The 20,986-nt window shown below is 66.5% G+C and carries 23 protein-coding genes; 16 read left to right on the forward strand and 7 right to left on the reverse strand.

Annotated features, from left to right (window positions below; all coding sequences use genetic code 11):
- Positions 1-172 precede the first annotated feature (172 nt).
- From CK498_RS13360 to CK498_RS13395, 8 genes are all read left to right on the forward strand, one after another.
- On the forward strand, positions 173-1,510 hold the full coding sequence (locus CK498_RS13360) for an OmpP1/FadL family transporter (protein WP_095621375.1): 1,338 nt from the start codon (positions 173-175) through the stop codon (positions 1,508-1,510).
- Positions 1,511-1,683: 173 nt separating this feature from the next.
- Positions 1,684-2,782 (forward strand): peptide chain release factor 2 gene (gene prfB, locus CK498_RS13365; protein WP_141246952.1). Its coding sequence is split into 2 segments (ribosomal slippage): positions 1,684-1,758 and positions 1,760-2,782, totalling 1,098 coding nucleotides; the frame shifts between segments, so codons are not numbered across the junction.
- Positions 2,783-2,864: 82 nt separating this feature from the next.
- Complete coding sequence (gene lysS / locus CK498_RS13370; RefSeq protein ID WP_095621377.1) at positions 2,865-4,385, forward strand: lysine--tRNA ligase; 1,521 nt, start codon at positions 2,865-2,867, stop codon at positions 4,383-4,385.
- A gap of 375 nt (positions 4,386-4,760) precedes the next feature.
- Positions 4,761-5,147, forward strand: coding sequence for a hypothetical protein (locus CK498_RS13375; protein ID WP_095621378.1), 387 nt, complete (start codon positions 4,761-4,763; stop codon positions 5,145-5,147).
- Between the two features lie 105 nt (positions 5,148-5,252).
- The gene (locus CK498_RS13380) at positions 5,253-6,668 is read left to right on the forward strand and encodes an MFS transporter (protein WP_095621379.1); all 1,416 of its coding nucleotides are present in this window, start codon (positions 5,253-5,255) and stop codon (positions 6,666-6,668) included.
- A gap of 59 nt (positions 6,669-6,727) precedes the next feature.
- Positions 6,728-7,039, forward strand: a complete 312-nt coding sequence (locus CK498_RS13385) for a BolA family protein (protein WP_095621380.1) — start codon at positions 6,728-6,730, stop codon at positions 7,037-7,039.
- Positions 7,036-7,842, forward strand: coding sequence for a hypothetical protein (locus CK498_RS13390; RefSeq protein WP_095621381.1), 807 nt, complete (start codon positions 7,036-7,038; stop codon positions 7,840-7,842). Before CK498_RS13385 ends, CK498_RS13390 begins: the two co-directional genes overlap by 4 nt.
- Complete coding sequence (locus tag CK498_RS13395; protein WP_229359069.1) at positions 7,839-8,336, forward strand: GNAT family N-acetyltransferase; 498 nt, start codon at positions 7,839-7,841, stop codon at positions 8,334-8,336. The genes CK498_RS13390 and CK498_RS13395 overlap by 4 nt, the downstream gene beginning before the upstream one ends.
- Before the next feature lie 3 nt (positions 8,337-8,339).
- On the opposite strand, the gene CK498_RS13400 is transcribed toward CK498_RS13395, so the two are convergent.
- Both CK498_RS13400 and rsmD read right to left on the reverse strand, forming a co-directional pair.
- Positions 8,340-8,540 carry a cell division protein ZapB gene (locus tag CK498_RS13400; protein ID WP_095621383.1) on the reverse strand — a complete coding sequence of 67 codons (201 nt, stop codon included), beginning with the start codon at positions 8,538-8,540 and terminating at the stop codon, positions 8,340-8,342.
- An 88-nt stretch (positions 8,541-8,628) separates the two neighbouring features.
- Positions 8,629-9,261 carry a 16S rRNA (guanine(966)-N(2))-methyltransferase RsmD gene (gene rsmD, locus CK498_RS13405; protein WP_095621384.1) on the reverse strand — a complete coding sequence of 211 codons (633 nt, stop codon included), beginning with the start codon at positions 9,259-9,261 and terminating at the stop codon, positions 8,629-8,631.
- A gap of 104 nt (positions 9,262-9,365) precedes the next feature.
- Here rsmD and ftsY point away from each other — a divergent pair, with 104 nt between their 5' ends.
- The 4 genes from ftsY (at position 9,366) to rpoH (ending at position 13,362) form a co-directional block, all read left to right on the forward strand.
- Complete coding sequence (ftsY, locus tag CK498_RS13410) at positions 9,366-10,679, forward strand: signal recognition particle-docking protein FtsY (RefSeq protein WP_095621385.1); 1,314 nt, start codon at positions 9,366-9,368, stop codon at positions 10,677-10,679.
- A gap of 3 nt (positions 10,680-10,682) precedes the next feature.
- Positions 10,683-11,351, forward strand: coding sequence for a cell division ATP-binding protein FtsE (gene ftsE / locus CK498_RS13415; RefSeq protein WP_095621386.1), 669 nt, complete (start codon positions 10,683-10,685; stop codon positions 11,349-11,351).
- Positions 11,348-12,322, forward strand: a complete 975-nt coding sequence (ftsX, locus tag CK498_RS13420) for a permease-like cell division protein FtsX (protein WP_095621387.1) — start codon at positions 11,348-11,350, stop codon at positions 12,320-12,322. The genes ftsE and ftsX overlap by 4 nt, the downstream gene beginning before the upstream one ends.
- Positions 12,323-12,495: 173 nt before the next feature.
- Positions 12,496-13,362, forward strand: coding sequence for an RNA polymerase sigma factor RpoH (gene rpoH, locus CK498_RS13425; protein ID WP_095621388.1), 867 nt, complete (start codon positions 12,496-12,498; stop codon positions 13,360-13,362).
- A gap of 132 nt (positions 13,363-13,494) precedes the next feature.
- Here rpoH and slmA read toward each other — a convergent pair whose 3' ends face one another.
- From slmA to coaBC, 5 genes are all read right to left on the reverse strand, one after another.
- Positions 13,495-14,112: a nucleoid occlusion factor SlmA gene (gene slmA, locus CK498_RS13430; protein WP_095621389.1), complete on the reverse strand. Its 618-nt coding sequence runs from the start codon at positions 14,110-14,112 to the stop codon at positions 13,495-13,497.
- 87 nt (positions 14,113-14,199) lie between these two features.
- On the reverse strand, positions 14,200-15,114 hold the full coding sequence (gene argB / locus CK498_RS13435) for an acetylglutamate kinase (protein WP_095621390.1): 915 nt from the start codon (positions 15,112-15,114) through the stop codon (positions 14,200-14,202).
- Positions 15,115-15,137: 23 nt separating this feature from the next.
- Positions 15,138-16,535 (reverse strand): phosphomannomutase/phosphoglucomutase, encoded by a 1,398-nt coding sequence (locus tag CK498_RS13440; protein ID WP_095621391.1) that lies wholly within the window; start codon positions 16,533-16,535, stop codon positions 15,138-15,140.
- A 28-nt stretch (positions 16,536-16,563) separates the two neighbouring features.
- On the reverse strand, positions 16,564-17,034 hold the full coding sequence (gene dut, locus CK498_RS13445) for a dUTP diphosphatase (RefSeq protein WP_095621392.1): 471 nt from the start codon (positions 17,032-17,034) through the stop codon (positions 16,564-16,566).
- Complete coding sequence (gene coaBC, locus CK498_RS13450; RefSeq protein WP_095621393.1) at positions 17,031-18,326, reverse strand: bifunctional phosphopantothenoylcysteine decarboxylase/phosphopantothenate--cysteine ligase CoaBC; 1,296 nt, start codon at positions 18,324-18,326, stop codon at positions 17,031-17,033. Before coaBC ends, dut begins: the two co-directional genes overlap by 4 nt.
- Positions 18,327-18,511: 185 nt before the next feature.
- Between coaBC and radC the strand changes: the two genes are divergently transcribed.
- From radC to mutM, 4 genes are all read left to right on the forward strand, one after another.
- Complete coding sequence (gene radC / locus CK498_RS13455; protein WP_095621394.1) at positions 18,512-19,186, forward strand: RadC family protein; 675 nt, start codon at positions 18,512-18,514, stop codon at positions 19,184-19,186.
- A gap of 378 nt (positions 19,187-19,564) precedes the next feature.
- A complete protein-coding gene (gene rpmB / locus CK498_RS13460) occupies positions 19,565-19,801 on the forward strand; it encodes a 50S ribosomal protein L28 (protein WP_076746270.1) in 237 nt (78 codons plus the stop codon).
- Between the two features lie 23 nt (positions 19,802-19,824).
- Complete coding sequence (rpmG, locus tag CK498_RS13465; RefSeq protein ID WP_021819788.1) at positions 19,825-19,980, forward strand: 50S ribosomal protein L33; 156 nt, start codon at positions 19,825-19,827, stop codon at positions 19,978-19,980.
- Between the two features lie 131 nt (positions 19,981-20,111).
- Positions 20,112-20,945 (forward strand): bifunctional DNA-formamidopyrimidine glycosylase/DNA-(apurinic or apyrimidinic site) lyase, encoded by an 834-nt coding sequence (gene mutM, locus CK498_RS13470; protein ID WP_095621395.1) that lies wholly within the window; start codon positions 20,112-20,114, stop codon positions 20,943-20,945.
- Positions 20,946-20,986 lie beyond the last annotated feature (41 nt).

The raw sequence follows: 20,986 nt of genomic DNA on the forward strand, positions 1-20,986 counted from the left end.
TTCTAGATATCAAACGTTCGTGCGACCAAAGTATTAGCAAAAACTGCGTTAAAACAAACGTTTGGCCTTGATCCTGGAGGCGCGATGCGCGAAAAAGGAAGCCTAAGCCCTTGCCCGGTGCGGGCAAGTCAGAAAACAGCTCCAGCCTCACCTGGAAAAGGACGTCGATAATATGCACAACAACGTCAACAAGCTTACCTGGGCCATCGCCATCGCGGCCGCCGCCTTCGCCAGTCAGGTCAACGCCGGCGGCTACCAAATCAACGAGCAGAGCGTCAGTGGCCAGGGCTACGGCCACGCCGGGCGCAGCTCCAACGTCAACGACGCCACCATCGTCTTCGGCAACCCGGCGGGGATGTCGTTTTTGGATCGCGCGCAGCTCACCGCCGGTGGCACCTACCTCAACGTCAATAGCCGGATTAGCAATGCCGAGGCGACTCGCTCCAACGCGCTAACCGGTGGGGCTGCTCAGCCGCTTGAGGGGTCCTCTGAAGGCGACATGGTGCCGGGCACCCTGATTCCCTTTGCCTTTTATGCCCATCCCGTCAATGAGCAGCTGGCCTTCGGTTTTGGTGTCTATGCGCCGTTTGGTTCCAAGACCGACTACGAGGACGGCTTTGTAGGACGCAACCTGGGTAACTACACCGAACTCCGCGTTATCAGCGCCCAGCCCACCGTCTCCTATAGGTTCAACGATCAGTGGTCGGTAGGCGCCGGCATTACCTATAACCGCGTGGATGGCGAGCTCCAACGCCAAGTGCCACAGCCTGGTATGGGGATGGCGAACCCAGACGCTGACTTGGACTCAAGGGTGGAAGGGGATGACGATGCATGGGGGTATAACCTTGGCGTCATCTTCCAGCCGGTTCCTGAAACCACGCTGGGCCTGACTTACCGCTCTAAAGTCGACTACGACCTAACGGGTAGCTACAGGGCAACCAATCCCGATGGCTCCGTTGCGACCAACCCGCTGACAGGCGCAGCGCTAGAGGATAACGCGCGCTTGAACCTGGTCACACCAGAAACCATCAACTTCTCTGTCACCCAGCAGATGAGCGACCGCCTGAAGCTAATGGCGGGTGTTTCTTGGGTTCGCTGGAGTCGCTTCAATGAAATTCACGTCACCAACGATGCTGGCGAAACGATCACCCGGGAGACCCAGAATTATTCGAATGCCTGGGCCTACGCTGTAGGGGGGGAGTATCAGCTTAACCCGCAGCTGGCTCTGCGTGCCGGTGTAACGCTCGACTTTACTCCCACCAGCGATGAGTTCCGCAGCGCACGGATCCCTTCTGACGACCGTCGTGTCTTCTCGGTTGGTGCCGGCTGGACACCCATGGATAACCTGACAGTGGACTTCGCATACTCCTACCTGACTGAGCGTGGTACGCGTGTTGATCAAACGCGAACGGACTATCAAGGCAGTGCGGCAGAAACAGAGTTGGCCTACTCCGCCGACTACAAAAACGAAGCCCACGGCTTCGGCGCCCAGCTGACCTACCGCTTCTAGGCCAGCCCGCGTAGCAAGCCAGCACCCGGCTCCGGCCGGGTGCTGGCGTTTGGGGCCTGGGATAGCTGGAGCGGCCGGCTTTCGTTACAATGTCGCTCTTTCTCGTGCCACCGCGGTTCGGCCTTGCGCCGGGGCCGCGGTGGCCGTTTTCCCTGCAGACTCAGGCGAGCCACATGTTGGAAACCAACCCGATTCACAATCTGATCAAGGACCTGTCCGAGCGGACAGACGTCCTGAGGGGGTATCTTTGACTATGCCGAGAAGAAGGATCGGCTAGAAGAGGTTACCCGCGAGCTGGAAGACCCCAATGTCTGGAGCGATCCGGACTATGCCCAGAAGCTCGGTAAGGAGCGCGCCTCCCTGGAGCAGATCGTCGCCACCATCGACGAGCTCGACCAGGGCCTGGCCGATAGCGCCGACCTGCTCGAGCTGGCCGAGATGGAAGAGGACGAGGGTACCGTCGAGGAGGTCCGCAAGGAGCTCGACGGCATGCAGCTGAGCCTCGAGAAGCTCGAGTTCCGGCGCATGTTCTCCGGCGAGATGGACGAGAACAACGCCTATCTCGATATCCAGGCCGGCTCTGGCGGCACCGAGGCCCAGGACTGGGCCAATATGCTGCTGCGCATGTACCTGCGCTGGGCCGAGCACCACGGCTTCAAGGCCGAAATCACCGAGGTCTCGGCCGGCGAGGTGGCGGGCATCAAGTCGGCCACCATCCACGTCCAGGGCGACCACGCCTTCGGCTGGCTGCGCACCGAGACCGGCGTGCACCGCCTGGTGCGCAAGAGCCCGTTCGACTCCGGCGGCCGTCGTCACACCTCCTTCGCCTCGGTGTTCCTGTCGCCGGAGGTGGACGATAGCTTCGAGGTCGAGATCAATCCCGCCGACCTGCGCACCGATACCTACCGCTCCAGCGGGGCCGGCGGCCAGCACGTCAACACCACTGACTCGGCGGTGCGCATCACCCACGAGCCCACCGGTATCGTGGTGGCCTGCCAGAGCCAGCGCAGCCAGCATGCCAACCGCGACTTCGCCATGAAGCAGCTCAAGGCCCGGCTGTGGGAACACGAGATGCAGAAGCGCAACGCCGCTAAGCAAGAGGCCGAGGAGTCCAAGGCCGATATCGGCTGGGGCAGCCAGATCCGCTCCTACGTGCTGGACGATCAGCGCATCAAGGACCTGCGCACCGGGGTGCAGTCGAGCAATTGCGACAAGGTGCTTGATGGCGATATTGACCAGTTTATCGAAGCCAGCTTGAAGCAAGGACTGTAGCTTCGAGCCACGGGCGCGAGCGCCAGCCAGCCCGTTGCGCTCGCAGTCTGCAGCCCGCAGCCAATTCATTACAGGTAACGACATGGCCGACCACGACGCCTCACAGAATAGCCCCCATCACGACGAGAACCACCTGATCGCCGAGCGCCGCGCCAAGCTGGCGGCGCGCCGCGAGCACGCCACCAAGACTGGCGGCAGCGCCTTTCCCAACGACTTCCGTCGCGACAGCCTGGCCGCCGAGCTGGATGCCGAGCTGGGTGACAAGGACAAGGCCGAGCTCGAAGCCCTCGACCGCCAGGCCGCGGTGGCCGGGCGTATCATGCGCAAGCGCGGTCCGTTCATCGTGATTCAGGACGTCTCGGGGCAGATCCAGCTCTACGTCGACAAGAAGGGGCTGCCCGCCGAGGTGCTCGACGACATCAAAGGCTGGGATATCGGCGACATCGTGGCCGGCCGCGGTCCGGTGCACAAGTCGGGCAAGGGCGACCTCTACGTGATGATGGTCGAGGCCACGCTGCTGACCAAGAGCCTGCGGCCGCTGCCCGACAAGTTCCACGGCCTCACCGACATGGAAGCGCGCTACCGCCAGCGCTACGTCGACCTGATCATGAACCCCGAATCGCGCAAGGCCTTCGAGGTGCGTGCCGGGGTGATCGCCTCGATTCGCCGCTTCTTCGAGGCGCGCGGCTTTATGGAGGTCGAGACGCCGATGCTGCAGCCGATCCCCGGCGGCGCGGCGGCACGGCCGTTCATCACTCACCACAATGCGCTGGATATCGACATGTACCTGCGCATCGCGCCGGAGCTGTATCTCAAGCGCCTGGTGGTGGGCGGCTTCGAGCGGGTCTTCGAGATCAACCGCAACTTCCGCAACGAGGGCCTCTCGACCCGGCATAATCCCGAGTTCACCATGCTCGAGTTCTACTGGGCCTATGCCGACTACCTGGATCTGCTCGATCTCACCGAGGAGATGCTGCGCAACGCCGCCCAGGAGGTGCTGGGCACCACCACGCTGGTCTACCAGGGCACCACCTACGAGTTCGGTCAGCCGTTCCGCCGCCTGACCATGCGTCAGGCTATCCTCGAGTACGGCGAGGGCATCGACGATGCCGACCTCGACAGCCGCGAGGCCGCAGCAGCAGTGGCCGAGCGCCTGGGCATCCAGGTCAAGCCGAGCTGGGGCCTGGGCAAGCTGCACACCGAGATATTCGAGGAGGTCGCCGAGCATCGCCTCGACCAGCCGACCTTCATCATCGAGTACCCGGCCGAGGTCAGCCCGCTGGCGCGGCGCAACGACGCCAACCCCTTCGTCACTGACCGCTTCGAGTTCTTCGTCGGCGGCCGCGAGATCGCCAACGGCTTCTCGGAGCTCAACGACGCCGAGGACCAGGCCGAGCGCTTCCGCGAGCAGTCCGCCGAGAAGGATGCCGGCGACCTGGAAGCGATGTACTACGACGCCGACTACGTGCGCGCCCTCGAGTACGGCCTGCCGCCGACCGCCGGCGAGGGCATCGGTATCGACCGGCTGGTGATGCTGTTCACCGACAGCGCCTCGATCCGCGATGTGCTGCTGTTCCCGGCCATGCGCCCAGAAGCCGACTGACTAAAGGGGCGCCGGAGGCAGCTGTAAAGGGAGGCGCGGCGCATCAGAGCCAGGCGGGCAAGGCAAAAGCGAACCTCATTCTTAAGGGGCGGAGTAAAGCCGAACTCTGAAAGCAAAGCACGTTGCAACAAACCATGAGGGGCGCCGGAGGCAGCTGCAAGGGGAGGCGCGGCGCATCGGAGCCAGACGGGCAAGGCAAAAGCGAACCTCATTCTTCAGGGATGAAGAATGGAGCGCCCAGGGAAGGGTTAACAGCGTGTGAGCGTTGCCTTGTACGTCTGGCGTTCATCTCCGAGAGTGAATGGGCCGGAAGTGTTGGTAAGGTGCGCTTCGAGCGCCCATAATGGTCGGCGTTTCGCCGTCGAGGAGATCGTGATGAAACTGCTTAATCGCTCCGCCCTGAGCGTCAAGCCGACCCAGGCCTTTCTGGATTGGATCAACTCCCTGGAGCCCACGGTCGGTGACGATGATTTGACGATTGACGATATCGACCGCGAAAACACCGTCTACCTGATTCCGGAGATGGATACTCCGGAAGCGCTCGAAGCGTTCATCAACGAACGCTACATGGAGATTCTCGAGACCGAGCTGCGCGCCTGGGAAGAGGACGAGCGGCAGTGGCCCGAGCGACTCGACTGGGCGCTGTTCCAGCGTTTCGTGCAGGTCGAGCACAGCTACCTGGCGGTCGACCTCGACGACGAGGCGCCGCTGGAGATCGCCGAGGTCGACGATGCCCTACTGCTCGAGAACGACCGCGACTGAGTGGCCGCTGGGCGCCGCTATCGCCCGCCTAGCAGGATCTCCCCGCGGGGAGACGAGACCGGCCAAGGCCGGTCTTTTCGTGTCAGTGGAACGCCAGGAAAACCGATGAGCCGATTGTTCGAGACCCGCCCCGATGACGATGGCCTGCCCGGCCGCGAGCGCCGCATTGCCGTGCTGGCGGTGATGGTCGGCACCCTGATGGCGGTGATCGATACCACCATGATCAATATCGCCCTGCCGTCGATCGCCCGCGACCTCGAGATCTCCGCGGCGCGGGCGGTGTGGGTGGTCAGCCTGTTCCAGATCGTGTGTGCCGCGACGCTATTGCTGTTTGCCTCGCTCAGCGAGCTGGTCAGCCGCCGCCGGCTGTATATCGCCGGGCTGGCGGTGTTTACTCTGGCCTCGCTGGGCGCTGCCCTGGCCAATGGCCTGGAGATGCTGCTGGCCTTCCGCGCCCTGCAGGGCCTGGGGGCTGCCGCCACGCTGTCGATCGGGCCGTCGATCTATCGGCTGATCTTCCCTACCCGGCTGCTGGGCGCGGCGATGGGGCTCAGCGCGGTGGTGGTGGCCGCCGGCTACGCCTCGGGGCCGACGCTGGGCGGCGTGGTCCTGTCATTTGCCGACTGGCCGTGGCTGTTCGCGCTCAACGTGCCGGTGGGGCTGCTGGCGCTGGTGTTGGCGACGAAGGCGCTGCCCGTCGAGTCGCGCCGCCGCGGCGGTTTCGATATCGCCGGCGCACTGCTCTCGGCGACGATGCTGGCCAGTTTCTTCCTGGCCATGGATGGTGCCGGTCACCAGGCGCCGTGGTGGCAGGTACTGGGGCTGCTGCTGGCCAGCCTGGTCACCGGCTGGCTGTTCCTGCGCCGCCAGCGCCGCGCCAGCCACCCGCTGCTGCCACTGACGCTATTCGATGAGCCACGTTTCAACCTGGCGATCATGGTCTCGGGGCTGGCCTTCGTCAGCCAGGGGCTGGCGTTCGTCGCCTTGTCGTTTCTCTACCAGCAGGAGATGGGCTTCTCGCCGCTGCAGACCGCCTGGCTGTTCACGCCCTGGCCGCTGACCATTATGTTTGCCGCACCGCTGGCCGGGCGCCTGGCCGACCGCTTCAATCCGACACTACTCTCGACCCTGGGGCTTGCACTGCTGCTGGTTGGGCTGGTGGCCTTGGCGCTGGTACCCGATGGCGCCGGTATCGTCGACATCCTGTGGCGCACGGCGCTGTGCGGGCTCGGTTTCGGGGTCTTCCAGGCGCCCAACAACCGCGAGATGATGAGCAGCGTACCCAGGGCGCGCAGCAACAACGCCTCGGGGATGATGAGCACCACCCGCACCATCGGCCAGTCCCTGGGCGTGGCACTGGTAGGGGTGTTCCTGGCACTCGGTGCAGGCTCGGTGCAGGCCTCGCTGTGGCTGGGCTGCGGTGCCTGCGCGCTGGCCGTGGCAGTCAGTCTGCGGCGTATCCGGCTGGCGCCCGAGGCGCGTCCGTCGCTGGCCGAACGTGCGTCGCCGGAGCGGGATTGAAAGAGTACAATGATTCTACTCCGCTCACTTCACGACGCGATTACCACGAGGCAACCGCCATGAGCATTCAGGCCCAGATCGAGGACAAGCTCAAGACGCTATCGCCCACCTGGCTGACGGTGGAGAACGAGAGCCACCGGCACAACGTGCCGGCTAACTCGGAAACCCACTTCAAGGTCACCCTGGTCTCCGAGCGCTTCGAGGGCATGATGCCGGTCAAGCGTCATCAGCAGCTGTATGCGCTGCTGGCCGATGAATTGGCCGGACCGGTGCACGCCCTGGCGCTGCACCCCTATACCCCCAATGAGTGGCAGGCGCGCGGCGGGCAGCGCCCCGACTCGCCCAACTGCCGCGGTGGCAGCAGCGCGTGACCAGCGAGCCCCAGCGTCTGCAGTACCTGAGCGCCATGGGCGTCACCGCCTGGGTGGCGCGCTATCGCCTGCCCAATGCCCTGGAAACGCCGGCCTGCGACTGGCCGCAGCCCGAGGTGGCGGAGACCCCGGCGCCGTCGCAGCGGCTGCATGCGCTGCTCGACGACGTGCCGGCCCGGCCTGCGACGACGCCGGAGGCGCCGGCCCCCGCCAAGCCGCCGCGGCGCGGTAAGGCGCGGGCCATGCTGGGCGTGGACGTGGCTGAAGAACCTCCCGAGGTATCTCGTGAGGCCGACAGCACGACCGCTCCCGGCGAACCCCAGCAGGCGCTGCACTTCAGCCTGCAAATCACCGCACTCGAAGGGCGCTGGCTGGTGCTGCTGCCCCAGGCCAGTGCGCCGAATGCCACGGACCTGCGGCTGCTGGGCAATCTGCTCCACGCCGCCGGTATCCATTTGGCCGAACCACCGGTGTTCCAGGCCTTTCACTGGCCGATGATGGAGGAACTGCCGGTGGAGGCGCCGCTCGATGAGGCGCGCGATGGCCTGCGCGCGTTCATTGACGGGCGGCGGCGCGGCGGCTGGCGGCCTGAGCGTTTGCTGCTGTTCGGCGAGGCACCGACGCTTGCCCCGGTGCTGGCGATCGAGGCGGGCCACTGCGGTCTGCTCAAACTCCCGGCTTGGCAGGGGCCCTCGCTTGCCGAGCTTGGCCGCGACGGCGACGCCAAACGTGCGCTGTTGCCGTACCGGGGAGAGTGGCGTGAGGCCTGGTTGGGCGCCGCCGATGGCGGCGTGAGCGAATGACAATGGTGGAACCCTGGCTCGCGCGGCTTGACGCCGAGTGGCTGGACGCGGTGGAGCGGGTCGAGCGGGCTGGCCAGGCGCACCCCTGGTCGCGAGTGCAACTGATGGGCGCGCTGACCGATGTTCAGGGCAGCGTATGGGGCATCGGCGAGGGCCAACGGGCGGAGAGTGGGCTGCGCGGCTTTGCGGTGCTGAGCCGCCAGCCCTTCGATGCCGAGCTGCAGGCGATTACCGTGACTCCCCAGGCGCGACGCCGGGGATTGGCCGCACGGCTGATGACGGCACTGCTCGATGAGGCCAAAGAGTGGGGTAGCGAGCGGCTGCTGCTCGAGGTGCGCGCCTCCAATCTTGCCGCACTGGCACTCTACCGGCGTGTTGGCTTTGGCGACGACGGCGTAAGGCGCGGCTACTATCCGCCGCCCGCGGGGCGTGGCACGGGTGCGCGGGAGGATGCGCTACTGCTCTCCTACCCGCTCACCGGCCATAGCCGCTGAGAGTCAGGCGCCGTCGTTGCCACCAGCGTCGAGCTCGTTGAACTTCTCCAGCAGGCCGCTGAGCCGCTGCTGCCACTGCTCGTGCTCCTGCTTCAGGCGGGCATTTTCCTCGCGCAGCTCCTCGGCCTCCATCTTGAGCATTTCGATAGCCTCGACGGCGTTGCCGACTTTCTGCTCGAGCTGATTGAAGAGTTCGATGCTCATCCTGGTCTCCTGGTTCGATAGTGGCGTCTGGTGCCCGGACGGGATGCCGGGGCTGGCCTGGGGCGCAGCGTACGATGCGTGGCGCAACTCAGCAAGCGTCGTTGGGCGGCGACATCTCGCGATGGTAGAGGCGGCCGTGGCTGTCACCGGCGCGCACCTCGCGGTGTAGCGTCCAGGTTAGCGGTACCTGGGGCGACAGTTCGGCCTCGGTTTCCAGGTAGATCCAGGCGCGCTCGGCGAGCCAGCCGCCGGCTTCGAGGGTCGCACAGCTCGCCTCGGCGAGGTCCTGGCGAAACGGCGGGTCGAGAAACACCAGCGTGTAGGGCGCCGCCTCGTCGTCCCGCGCGTCGAGTAGCGGCAGCACCTCGCCGATCGAGACACGGCCGCTGGCGCCGAGGGTGGCCAAGTTGTCGCGCAGGGCCGCCGCCACGTCCTTGTCGCGTTCGACGAAGTGGGCCTGGCGGGCGCCCCGCGACAGTGCCTCCAGCCCCAGCGCCCCGGTGCCGGCATAGAGGTCGAGCACCCGGGCGCCGAGTGGCGCAGTGGCCAGCCAGTTGAACAGCGTCTCGCGCACCCTGTCCGGCGTAGGGCGCAGGCCCGGGCGGTCGAGCACCGGCAGCAGCCGGCGGCGAAACTCGCCGCCGATGATGCGCAGGCGACCGTTTGCCTGGTTGGCACGGGCGGCAGGGCGGCGGCGTGAGGGGTGGCGTCGTCGAGTCATGGTGGCCGAATTGTACCGCCGGGCTTATCCACAGTCACCGTCGGCGGTGGTAGGATGAGCCGATTGTTCCGCGATTCTCCAGGTGCCGAGGTCAGATCACGCCCATGTTCGGATTTTTCAAGCGCAAGAAGCAGCAGGACGAGTCCCAGCAGTCGCCCAAGGACGCCCAGGCGCTCGACGAATCGCAGCACGACGAGACACCGGACGCGGCGGTCGATGACCAGCCAAGAGCCGAGCAGGTCGCCGTCAACGTCACGCCCGCGGCCCGTGAGCAGGCCGCGGCCCGCGAGGCACTCGCCGACGCCCCGGCCGACCACGGCGAGGTTAGTGCGCTCGACGAGACGCCGCTGGCGGATGAAGTCGACGAGCTGGCCACGCCGGCCGCGGTCGATACTGTTGCCGAGCCTGAGCCTGAGCCTGAGCCTGAGCCTGAGCCTGAGCCTGAGCCGACGGCCTTGGCGGGCAGTGACGATGTGCCCGAAAAGCGCGGCTGGTTTGCGCGCATCAAGCAGGGCCTGGGCAAGACCCGCGCCAACCTCACCGAGGGTATCGCCGACCTGTTCCTGGGCAAGAAGCAGATCGACGACGACCTGATGGAGGAGCTGGAGACCCAGCTGCTGCTGGCCGATGTCGGCATCGAGGCCACCAGCGAGATCATCGACAGCCTCTCGGCGCGGGTCTCGCGCAAGGAGCTCGCCGACCCCCAGGCGCTGTATCGCGCCCTGCAGGACGAGCTCGGCGCCATGCTCGATCCGGTGGCCACACCGCTGGCGCTGCCGCCCAAGGGGGAAGGACCCTTCGTGATCCTGATGGTCGGCGTCAACGGGGTCGGCAAGACCACCACCATCGGCAAGCTGACCAAGCGTTTCCAGGCCGAGGGGCGCAGCGTGATGCTGGCCGCCGGCGATACCTTCCGCGCCGCCGCGGTGGAGCAGCTCAAGGTGTGGGGCGAGCGCAACAGCGTTCCGGTGATCGCCCAGCACACCGGCGCCGACAGCGCCTCGGTGATTTATGACGCGGTGGCCGCCGCCAAGGCGCGCAAGATCGACGTGCTGATCGCCGACACCGCCGGGCGGCTGCACAACAAGAGCCACCTGATGGAGGAGCTCAAGAAGGTCCAGCGGGTGATGGGCAAACTCGACGCCACGGCCCCCCACGAAGTGATGCTGGTGCTCGACGCCGGCACCGGCCAGAACGCCATCTCCCAGGCCACCACCTTCAACGAGGCGGTGCCGGTCACCGGCATCACCCTGACCAAGCTCGACGGTACCGCCAAGGGCGGCATCATCTTCGCCCTGGCCAAACAGCTCGGCACGCCGATCCGCTATATCGGCGTCGGCGAGACCCTCGACGACCTGCGCCCGTTCGAGGCCCGCGACTTCGTCGATGCGCTGTTCGCCCGCGACGAGCAACGCTGAGCCGTGATCGCCTTCGAACACGTCGGCAAGCGCTACGGCGGGCGCTTCGAGGCGCTGGCCAATATCGACTTCCAGGTCGAGCGCGGCGAGATGCTGTTTCTCACTGGCCACTCCGGTGCCGGCAAGAGCTCGCTGCTGCGGCTGATCATGCGCCTCGAGCGGCCCTCGCGTGGCCGGGTGCTGGTCGCCGGCCACGATATCAACCGCCTTCACCACTCCCAGGTGCCCTTCTACCGGCGCCAGATCGGCGTGGTCTTCCAGGACCACCAGCTGCTGTTCGATCGCTCGATCTACCACAATGTGGCACTGCCGCTGGAGATCCAGGGCGTCGAGCCCCGCGAGGCCTCGCGGCGCGTGCGCGCCGCCCTCGACAAGGTCGGCCTGCTGCACCGCGAGCGGGCCCTGCCCATCGAGCTCTCCGGCGGCGAGCAGCAGCGTGTCGGCATCGCCCGGGCGGTGGTCAACAAGCCGGCGCTGTTGCTCGCCGACGAGCCCACCGGCAACCTCGACCCGCAGCTCTCCACCGACATCATGACGCTGTTCGAAGACTTCAACCGTATCGGCACCACGGTCATGATCGCTAGCCACGACTTGGCGCTGATTGCGCGCTTGCGTCACCGCGTGCTGCAGCTGCGTGAAGGCCGCCTGGTGGCCGATCAGGAGGCGGCATGAGCGGCGCCCAGCCTGCGCCGCGGCGCGGCGCGCGTAGCCACCAGACGCGCACCAGCAGCCGCCTGCGCAGCTGGTTGCGCCACCACCGCGCGATGTGCCTCGACAGCGCCCGACGGCTGCTGCGCCATCCGCTGGGCAGCCTGTTGACCATGCTGGCCATCGCCATCGCGCTGGTGCTGCCGGCGGCGCTGTGGCTGGTGCTCGACAGCGCCCGGCTGCTCGACGCCGAGCTCGACGAGAGTGCGACCCTGACCGCCTACCTGGAGGCCGGGGTCGACGAGTCCCAGGCCATGCGCATCAATCAAGCGCTCGGCGCTCACCCGGAGGTGCACGCCACACGACTGATCACCGCCGCCGAGGGCATGGCCGAGTTCCAGGACTCGCTGGGCCTGGCCGATGCGCTGGGCCGCCTCGACGATAACCCGCTGCCGGCCAGCGTGGTGGTTTCGCCACGCGAGACTCGGCCGGACGCGGTGCGCGCCCTGGCCGAGCAGCTCGAAGCGGTCAGCGGCGTCGACGAGGTGCGCCTCGACCTGGCGTGGATCGAGCGTCTGGCGCAGCTTGCCGAGCTGGGGCGCCGTGTAGCGCTGGCGCTGGCGGTGCTGTTCGGCCTCGGCGTGCTGCTGATCGTCGGCAACACCATTCGCCTGGCGGTGGAGAGTCGCCGCCAGGAGATCGAGGTGGTGACGCTGATCGGCGCCACCCACGCCTTCGTGCGCCGCCCGTTCCTCTACAGTGGCGCCTGGTATGGCTTGGGGGGGGGGCTGCTGGCCTGGGCGCTGCTGAGTCTCGGCGGGCAGTGGCTGGCGGCACCGGTGACGGCGCTGGCCGAGAGCTACGGCGCCCACTTCAGCCTGCCGCAGCTGGATGCCGCGGGCTCGGCAACTCTGCTATTTTCGAGTACACTATTGGGCCTGCTGGGGGCGTGGATTGCGGTGAGCCGCCATCTCGCCGAGATGCGTCCCTCCTGAGCTTCATGGCAGTACTGGAAGCACCCGATTGGCACGGGCAGATGGAAACTTTTGCGGCCACAGGGTGTCTGAGTGACCAGTAGTGTAGTTAGGCAGCTAAGTATGGTCGTACGGTTACCCATCGTCACGTACCGGCATTCATCAAAGTAGGCAACCTTGGAGACCCTCGTCACATGAGTACCAGTCTTCAGCCTGTTGGTCATTTATCCCCGGGCCACGACCTGAATGGATATATTCAGGCGGTCAACGGCATTGCCGTACTGTCTGCAGAGGAGGAGCGCGAACTGGCGTTCCGCCTGCATGAACATAGCGACCTGGAGGCCGCACGCCGCCTGGTCATGTCGCACCTGCGCTTCGTGGTGCATATCGCACGCAGCTACTCCGGCTATGGCCTGCCCCAAGCCGACCTGATCCAGGAGGGCAACGTCGGCCTGATGAAAGCGGTCAAGCGTTTCGATCCCAACCAGGGCGTGCGCTTGGTGTCGTTCGCCGTGCACTGGATCAAGGCCGAGATCCACGAGTTCGTGCTGCGTAACTGGCGCATCGTCAAGATCGCCACCACCAAGGCGCAGCGTAAGCTGTTCTTCAATCTGCGCAGCGCCAAGAAGCGCCTGGCCTGGCTCAACAACGACGAAGTCGATGCCATTGCCAAGGACCTCGACGTCAAGCCTGAGGTGGTGCGTGACATGGAGGGGCGGCTGTCCGCCTACGATGCCGGTTTCGACGGCTCGCCCAGCGATGACGACGAGCAGACCTACCAGGCCCCGGTGCACTTTCTCGACGACGCCCGCTTCGATCCGGCGACCCAGCTCGAAGACAGTGACTGGGAAGAGGACTCGACCCACCGTCTGCAGCTGGCGTTGAAGGAGCTCGACGAGCGTTCGCGGGACATCCTCGAGCGCCGCTGGCTCAACGAGCCCAAGGCCACGCTCCACGAACTGGCCGATGTCTATGGCGTTTCCGCCGAGCGCATCCGCCAGCTCGAGAAGAACGCCATGAACAAGATCAAGCGGCAGATCGGCGATGCGCTGGTGGCGTAACGCTGCCCAGCGCCCGGCAGGTCAGTAGCGGGTAGCTAATGCCGAGGTCGAATACGCGAACCCCCGTCGGAGTCAATCCGGCGGGGGTTCTTGGTTGACGACGGAAATCTCAAGCGTATCATCCTGCGGCGCTCAGGCCCTGGCCAGGCTGGGCACCTCCATCAGCAGCTGGGCCGAGAGCAGCTGCCACTGGTCGTCCCAGTACTCGGTGGGCCGGCGGCGAAAGTCGCTGCGCACGTACTGCGAGATGCGCCCCTCGGCGTGGGCCATCAGCAGATTGGCAGCCGCCGAGGCGGGCAGGCTGGGGCGGCGCTGCTCGCGCAGCTCGGCCTCGCGCAGCACCTGCTTGAGCTGGGTCTCGAGGCGCTCGAAGAGCTGGTGGATGCGCAGCCGTAGCCGTGCGGTCTCGCCGGTCAACGCGTCGCCGCCTAGCAGCCGGGTGAGGCCGGGGTTCTTTTCGGCGAAGCCCAGCAGTAGGGTGAGGATCTGCTGGCAGCGCGGCAGCGCCTCGGAGGTTTCGTCGAGGATACGTCGAATGCGCTCGAAGAGGCTCTCCTCGATGAACTCGATCAGCCCCTCGAACATCCGCGCCTTGCTTGGGAAGTGGCGGTAGAGTGCCGCCTCGGAAACCCCGACCTGGCGCGCCAGCGCGGCGATGGTAATGCGCTTGCCGCTGTCTTCTTCGAGCATCAGCGCCAGCGCCTGGAGGATCTGATCCCGGCGGTTCGTTTTCGAATTTTCCTGCGTCATGATGTTCTTCTAATGATCCCGTTGTCCGCTCATCCTACTGTCGCCCTCGCGGCGGGGCAAACCCGCCGTGAGGTGAATGGCGGTGGCCTACTCGCCGGCTGAACCGGTCTCGAGGATCTGGGTGCCGACCCCGGCGTTGGTGAAGATCTCCAGCAGAGTGGCATGGGGCACGCGGCCGTCGATGATATGGGCGCTGGCCACGCCGCCCTTGACCGCTTCCAGAGCGCAGCGGATCTTGGGCAGCATGCCGCCGTGGATGGTGCCATTGGCGATCAACGCATCGACCTGCTGGGTCGACAGGCCGGTGACCACCTCGCCCTCGGCGTTCATCAGGCCGGCGACGTTGGTCAGCAGCATCAGCTTCTCGGCGCACAGCGCCTCGGCGACCTTGCCGGCCACCAGGTCGGCGTTGATGTTGTAGCTGTGGCCCTCACGGTCGACGCCGATCGGTGCGATCACCGGGATGAAGTCGCGCTCGGCGAGCATCTCGATCAGGTCGGTGGAGACATGCTCGACCTCGCCGACGTGGCCGATGTCGATGATCTCGGGGGCGGTCATCTCCGGCGTCTGGTGCTCGACCTTGAGCTGGCGGGCACGGATCTGCGAGCCGTCTTTGCCGGTCAGGCCGATGGCCTTGCCGCCGGCCTGGTTGATCAGGTTGACGATGCCCTTGTTGACCAGGCCGCCGAGCACCATCTCCACCACGTCCATGGTCTCGGCGTCGGTGACCCGCATGCCGTTGACGAAGCGCGACTCGATATTGAGTTTGGCCAGCAGGTCGCCGATCTGTGGCCCGCCGCCGTGCACCACCACCGGATTGATGCCGACCTCCTTGAGCAGCACCATGTCGCGGGCGAAGGAGTCGATCAGGGTATCTTCGGTCATGGCGTTGCCGCCGTACTTGACCACCACGGTCTTGCCGGAGAAGCGCTGGATGTAGGGCAGCGCCTCGGAGAGCACCTCGACGGTCAGCTGCGGGTCGCGGGTCTGTTGATCGGTCATCGAAGGTCCTCGTGTCAAACGGGTCAGTAGGGCAGCTCGATGTCCGGCGCGACCTGGGACAGTGCCGCGCCGAACTGGGCCTGGATGCGTTTCAGGGCCGCCTCGCTCTTGCCCTCGAAGCGCAGCACCAGCACCGGTGTGGTGTTGGAGGCGCGGCACAGGCCCCAGCCGTCGGGGTAGTCGACGCGAATGCCGTCGAGGGTGGTCTTGATGCCGTCGTCGCCGAAATCGCCCTCGCGGGCCAGGCGCGCGACGATATCGAACTTGTTCTCGTCGGTTACCGTGATGTTGAGCTCCGGGGTGCCGAGGTCCTGGGGGAAGCGGGCGAAGTAGGCGTCGGCGTCTTCACTCTGCTTGGCGAGGATCTCGAGCAGCCGAGCGGCGCCGTAGAGGCCGTCGTCGAAGCCGTACCAGCGCTCCTTGAAGAAGATATGGCCGCTCATCTCGCCGGCCAGCAGGGCGCCAGTTTCCTTCATGCGTGCCTTGATCAGCGAGTGGCCGGTGCGCCACATCTCGGGGGTGCCGCCGGCTGCCTCGATCACCTGGGCCAGGTTGCCGGTGCACTTGACGTCGAAGATCACCTTGGCGCCGGGGTTGCGTGACAGCATGTCCTCGGCGAAGGCCATCATCAGGCGGTCGGGGTAGATCAGCTCGCCGGCGGGGGTGATCACGCCGAGGCGGTCGCCGTCGCCGTCGAAGGCCAGGCCGATGTCGGCGCCGGTCTCCTTGACGGTGCGGATCAGGTCGACCAGGTTCTCGGGCTTGCCGGGGTCCGGGTGGTGGTTGGGGAAGGTGCCGTCGATCTCGGCGAACAGCGGAATCATCTCGGCGCCGAGCTTCTCGATCAGCTTGGGCCCCAGCTCGCCGGCCACGCCGTTGCCGCAGTCGACCACTGCCTTGATCGGGCCGGCCAGCGATACGTCGCCGAGGATGCGCTCGAGGTAGGCGTCGCGCACGTCCTCCTCGCGCACGCTGCCCTGGCCTGCGCTCAAGTCGTCGTCGACGAGGCGCTGGTAGAGCGCGGTGATGGCGTCCCCGGACAGTGTCTCGCCGCCGAGCACGATCTTGAAGCCGTTATAGTCGGGGGGGTTGTGGCTACCGGTGACCATCACGCCGGAGCGGGTGCCGTCGAGCACGTGGGTGGCGTAGTAGAGCACCGGGGTCGGCACCATGCCGATATCGATGACGTCGCGGCCGGCGGCGGTCAGGCCGCGGGTCAGGGCGGCGCTGAGGCGCGGCCCGGAGAGGCGGCCGTCGCGGGCCACCACTACCGTCGACTCGCCGCGGGCGGCGGCTTCGCTGCCGATGGCGCGGCCGATCAATTCGACGCTGGCCTCGGTCAGGGTCTCGTCGACGATGCCGCGGATGTCGTAGGCGCGGAAGATCGAAGCCGGAACGGAGGCGCTGTGTTCAGAGCTCATGGGCAATTCCTTTTTGCATATCCAGGATTCAGTGACGGCCGGAGCTGCCGAAGCCGCCGTCGCCGCGCAGGCTGGCGTCGAAGTCGTCGACGACCTCGAGCTCGGCCTGCACCACAGGAACAAGCACGTACTGTGCCAGGCGTTCGAAGGGTTCGAGCACGAACGGCTTGGTGCCGCGGTTCCACACCGAGATCATCAGCTCGCCCTGGTAGTCGGAGTCGATCAGGCCGACCAGGTTGCCGAGCACGATGCCGTGCTTATGCCCCAAGCCGGAGCGCGGCAGGATCATGCCGGCCAGGCCGGGGTCGGCGATATGCACGGCGAGTCCGGTGCGTACCAGCTCACACTGGCCCGGTGCCAGCGTCAGCGGAGCATCGAGCAGGGCGCGCAGGTCCATGCCGGCGGAGCCCTGGGTGGCGTAGTGGGGCAGTGGGAACTCCCTGACTCGTGCGTCGAGAATCTTGACGGCGAGGCGGGGACGGTCGGCGGGTGCGGTCATGGTGTGTCCTGGGTGTGCGGGTCGCTGGCCTGCCGCGCGCTGAGCCGCTCGAGCAGGTGGTGGAGGATGGTGTCGGCGAGCTCGGTCTTGGTAAGCGTCGCCGTCTGGTGACGCCCGGGTGTCGTCGCATCGGGGCGCCGCCACAGCAGCAGGGCGGCATTATGGTCGGCGCCGAAGCCCTGGCCGGCCAGCGACACGTCGTTGGCAACGATCATGTCGAGGCCCTTGCGGGTCAGCTTGTCCTGGGCGTAGTGCTCGAGGTCCTGGGTCTCGGCGGCAAAGCCCACCACCAGCGGCCGCTGGGCGGCCGGCAGTGCGGCCACCGCGGCGATGATGTCGGGGTTCTTGACCAGCTCGAGGGTCAGGCTCTCGGCGTCGTCGCGCTTCTTGAGCTTGTGCTCGGCGGGCGCGGCGGCGCGGTAGTCGGCCACCGCCGCACAGCCGATGAAGGCATCGCTATCCACGGCCAGGCGCAGCGCGGCGGCGTGCATCTGTTCGGCGGTCTCGACGTCGATGCGCTCCACGCCCGGCGGGGTTGCAAGGCTCACCGGGCCGCTGATCAGTCGCACCCGGGCGCCGAGGCGGGCGGCACTGGCGGCCAGCGCGTAGCCCATCTTGCCGGAGCTGTGATTGGTCAGGTAGCGCACCGGATCGAGCGGCTCGCGGGTCGGCCCGGCGGTCAGGGTGATGGTCAGCCCGGCGGCGGGGCCAGAGGCATTGGCGCTTGCGTCGCCACCCTGGCCGGCGCTCTCGCCGACAGTCAGGGCGGTGACGATCTCCTCGGGTTCGAGCATGCGCCCCGGGCCGACGTCGCCACACGCCTGGTCGCCGGCGGCGGGGCCGAGCAGTTGCCAGCCGTCGCTGGCCAGGCGTTCGGCGTTGCGCTGCGTCGCCGGGTGGCGCCACATCGCCTGGTTCATGGCCGGGGCCATCACGCGTCGCGCGTCGCTGGCCAGGTTCAGGGTGGTCAGCAGGTCGTCGGCATGGCCGTGGGCTAGGCGCGCCATCAGGTCGGCGGTGGCCGGGGCGACGAGCAGGGTGTCGGCCCAGCGCGCCAGTTCGATATGGCCCATGCCGGCTTCGGCCTCGGGGTCGAGCAGCGAGGTGCGCACCGCCTCGCCGGTCAGCGCCTGCAGCGTCAGCGGGGTAATGAAGGCTTGGGCGCCGTCGGTCATTACCACGCGTACCTCGGCACCGGCCTTCTTCAATAGCCTGGCGAGGTGGGCGCTCTTGTAGGCGGCGATGCCGGCACTGATACCGAGCAGAATGCGCTGGCCGAGTAGCGGTGACATGGCAGCTTCCAAACAGCTGTGGGGGAAGCGCTTACCTTACCATTGGCGCCGCTTCTTGCGTAGCAGGACGGCATGCGGGCAACGCGCTACACTCAATGATGGAACGCTTATATTCATGCGTCGCTGCTTGCCGCTAGGCTGTCGCAGTGGCGGTCCATGCAGCATCACGGAGCAGGGAGGCGCCGATGTCGATTCGTGACTGGCCGGAGGGGGAGCGGCCGCGGGAGAAGCTGCTGGCACTGGGCTCGGAGGCGCTATCGGATGCCGAGCTGCTGGCGATCTTCTTGCGCGTGGGGGTCAAGGGCCGCTCGGCGGTGGACCTGGCCCGCGACCTGCTGGGGGCGTTCGGCGGCCTGCGCCAGCTGCTGGAGGCCGAGCGTGACCGCTTCTGCGCCGAGCATGGTCTGGGCGAGGCCAAGTACGTGCAGCTGCAGGCGGTGCTCGAGCTGTCGCGGCGCCACCTGGCCAGCCAGCTCGAGCGCGGTGGAGCGCTGACCTCGCCGAGCCTGGTGCGCGCCTTTCTCTCGGCCCATCTGCGTCACCTCGGCCACGAGGAGTTCGCGGCGCTGTTCCTGGATACCCAGCATCGCGTGATCCGCTTCGAGTCACTATTCCGCGGCACCCTCGACAGCGCCTCGGTCTACCCGCGTGAGGTGGCGCGGCGGGCCCTGGAGCTGGGGGCCGGGGCGATCATCTTCGCCCACAATCACCCCTCAGGAGTGGCCGAGCCCTCTGATGCCGACCGGCGCATCACCGAGCGCTTGACCACTGCGCTTGGCCTGTTCGAGATTCGCGTGCTGGACCATTTCGTTGTCGGTGACGGTGAGGTAATATCCTTCGCCGAACGCGGGTGGCTGTAGAGGCGCGGCCGGCGGTGCAGGGTGGCTGTGTTTCCGCAGTTAGTAGCATCGCTCGGAACTGATCCGGCGACAGGCCTACGAGGAGGCGCTGTAAATACCTCCCTGTACGCTACCTTGCGCCATCCATGGCGCAAACCTCCTCTTCGGCCTATCCCCGGCGTTCCTTGCTACGAGAGCGCGCCTTGCTAGGGAGTGCGCAATATTTGGCACGCTGCTTGCCGTTCGTCGTGGCGTCTGGTATAAAGTGCACCCTTTAGAATTCCCTTGGGTTAAATGAGGGGGCAGGCAGCGGTTATCAGCCGTTCTACCGGCCCGGTTTGCCCGACAGGTTTTGAACACTCAGGTCTTGAACACCTGGCCAAGCGGTTGGAGGCTCCCATGTCCAAAGTATGTCAGGTTACCGGCAAGCGCCCGGTGACTGGTAATAACGTATCGCACTCCCAGCGCAAGACGCGTCGTCGTTTCTTGCCGAACCTGCACTCCCACCGTTTCTGGGTGGAGTCCGAGAAGCGCTTCGTCAAGCTGCGCATCTCCTCCAAGGGCATGCGTATCATCGACAAGAAGGGTATCGAGGCCGTGATCGCCGATATCCGCAAGCGCGGCGACCGCGTCTAAGCGAATTCCAGGGAGAACGAGTCATGCGCGACAAGATCAGAATGGTGTCCAGCGCCGGTACCGGCCACTTCTACACCACTGACAAGAACAAGCGGAACACCCCGGACAAGCTCGAAATGAAGAAGTTCGACCCGGTGGTTCGCAAGCACGTGATGTACAAGGAAGCCAAGATCAAGTAATTGATCTGGTCTCCTCCGCGGGCGCGAGCCTGACGCTGAACCCGGCCCGGTGCCGGGTTTTCGCGTACTGGGGCGCGTGCCGGCCCCGCGCGCCGCTGGCCATTGCCGATGGATCGTAGCGAGAGTCTGCCATGCCCGAACTACCCGAGGTCGAGACCACCCGCCGGGGTATCGCGCCCCACGTCGAGGGGCGCGAGATCCGCGAGGTGATCGTGCGCGAGCGGCGCCTGCGCACGCCGGTGCCGGAGGGGCTGGAAAATGCCCTGGTCGGCGCGCGTATCGGCGCCCTCGGCCGCCGTGCCAAGTACCTGCTGATACCGCTGTCGGGCGCTGAGCCGGCAGCCGAGCGTACGCTGCTCTGGCACCTCGGCATGTCGGGCAGCCTGCGCGTGGCACGCCTCGGCGACCTGCCGCGCAAGCACGATCACGTCGATCTGGTGCTCGACGGCGGCGCCATCCTGCGCTACCACGATCCGCGCCGTTTCGGCTTCGTCGACTGGCTGGCCGGCAACGTGCTCAGCGACCCGCGACTGGCGCGGCTCGGCCCCGAACCGCTGTCGCCGGACTTCGACGGCGAGCGGCTATACGCCATGTCGAGGGGGAGGCGGATTGCGGTAAAGCCATTCCTGATGGATAACGCAGTGGTGGTAGGGGTGGGTAACATCTACGCCAGCGAGGCGCTGTTCCTGGCCGGTATCGACCCGCGCCGCGCCGCCGGACGCATCTCGCTGGAGCGCTACCAGCGCCTCGCTGCGGCGGTGCGCGAGGTGCTGGCGGCGGCCATCACCCAGGGCGGCACCACGCTGCGCGATTTCGTCAGCGGCACCGGCGAGCCGGGTTACTTCGCCCAACGGCTCAATGTCTACGGTCGCGACGGCCAGCCGTGCCGGCGCTGTGGTGCCGAGCTCAGGCTGATCACCCTCGGCCAGCGCGCCAGCGTGTTCTGCGCTAGCTGCCAGACCTGACGGCGTCGGTCCATTGCCGCCGCGGGTAACCGAAAAGCGCT

The organism is Halomonas salipaludis (genome assembly GCF_002286975.1).
Taxonomy (GTDB): Bacteria; Pseudomonadota; Gammaproteobacteria; order Pseudomonadales; family Halomonadaceae; genus Franzmannia; species Franzmannia salipaludis.

Coding starts and splice junctions, on each gene's coding strand:
- CK498_RS13360 (WP_095621375.1), top strand. CDS start 173: ATGCACAACAACGTCAACAAGCTTACCTGGGCCATCGCCATCGCGGCC.
- lysS (WP_095621377.1), top strand. CDS start 2,865: ATGGCCGACCACGACGCCTCACAGAATAGCCCCCATCACGACGAGAAC.
- CK498_RS13375 (WP_095621378.1), top strand. CDS start 4,761: ATGAAACTGCTTAATCGCTCCGCCCTGAGCGTCAAGCCGACCCAGGCC.
- CK498_RS13380 (WP_095621379.1), top strand. CDS start 5,253: ATGAGCCGATTGTTCGAGACCCGCCCCGATGACGATGGCCTGCCCGGC.
- CK498_RS13385 (WP_095621380.1), top strand. CDS start 6,728: ATGAGCATTCAGGCCCAGATCGAGGACAAGCTCAAGACGCTATCGCCC.
- CK498_RS13395 (WP_229359069.1), top strand. CDS start 7,839: ATGACAATGGTGGAACCCTGGCTCGCGCGGCTTGACGCCGAGTGGCTG.
- CK498_RS13400 (WP_095621383.1), bottom strand. CDS start 8,540: ATGAGCATCGAACTCTTCAATCAGCTCGAGCAGAAAGTCGGCAACGCC.
- rsmD (WP_095621384.1), bottom strand. CDS start 9,261: ATGACTCGACGACGCCACCCCTCACGCCGCCGCCCTGCCGCCCGTGCC.
- ftsY (WP_095621385.1), top strand. CDS start 9,366: ATGTTCGGATTTTTCAAGCGCAAGAAGCAGCAGGACGAGTCCCAGCAG.
- ftsX (WP_095621387.1), top strand. CDS start 11,348: ATGAGCGGCGCCCAGCCTGCGCCGCGGCGCGGCGCGCGTAGCCACCAG.
- rpoH (WP_095621388.1), top strand. CDS start 12,496: ATGAGTACCAGTCTTCAGCCTGTTGGTCATTTATCCCCGGGCCACGAC.
- slmA (WP_095621389.1), bottom strand. CDS start 14,112: ATGACGCAGGAAAATTCGAAAACGAACCGCCGGGATCAGATCCTCCAG.
- argB (WP_095621390.1), bottom strand. CDS start 15,114: ATGACCGATCAACAGACCCGCGACCCGCAGCTGACCGTCGAGGTGCTC.
- CK498_RS13440 (WP_095621391.1), bottom strand. CDS start 16,535: ATGAGCTCTGAACACAGCGCCTCCGTTCCGGCTTCGATCTTCCGCGCC.
- dut (WP_095621392.1), bottom strand. CDS start 17,034: ATGACCGCACCCGCCGACCGTCCCCGCCTCGCCGTCAAGATTCTCGAC.
- coaBC (WP_095621393.1), bottom strand. CDS start 18,326: ATGTCACCGCTACTCGGCCAGCGCATTCTGCTCGGTATCAGTGCCGGC.
- radC (WP_095621394.1), top strand. CDS start 18,512: ATGTCGATTCGTGACTGGCCGGAGGGGGAGCGGCCGCGGGAGAAGCTG.
- rpmB (WP_076746270.1), top strand. CDS start 19,565: ATGTCCAAAGTATGTCAGGTTACCGGCAAGCGCCCGGTGACTGGTAAT.
- rpmG (WP_021819788.1), top strand. CDS start 19,825: ATGCGCGACAAGATCAGAATGGTGTCCAGCGCCGGTACCGGCCACTTC.
- mutM (WP_095621395.1), top strand. CDS start 20,112: ATGCCCGAACTACCCGAGGTCGAGACCACCCGCCGGGGTATCGCGCCC.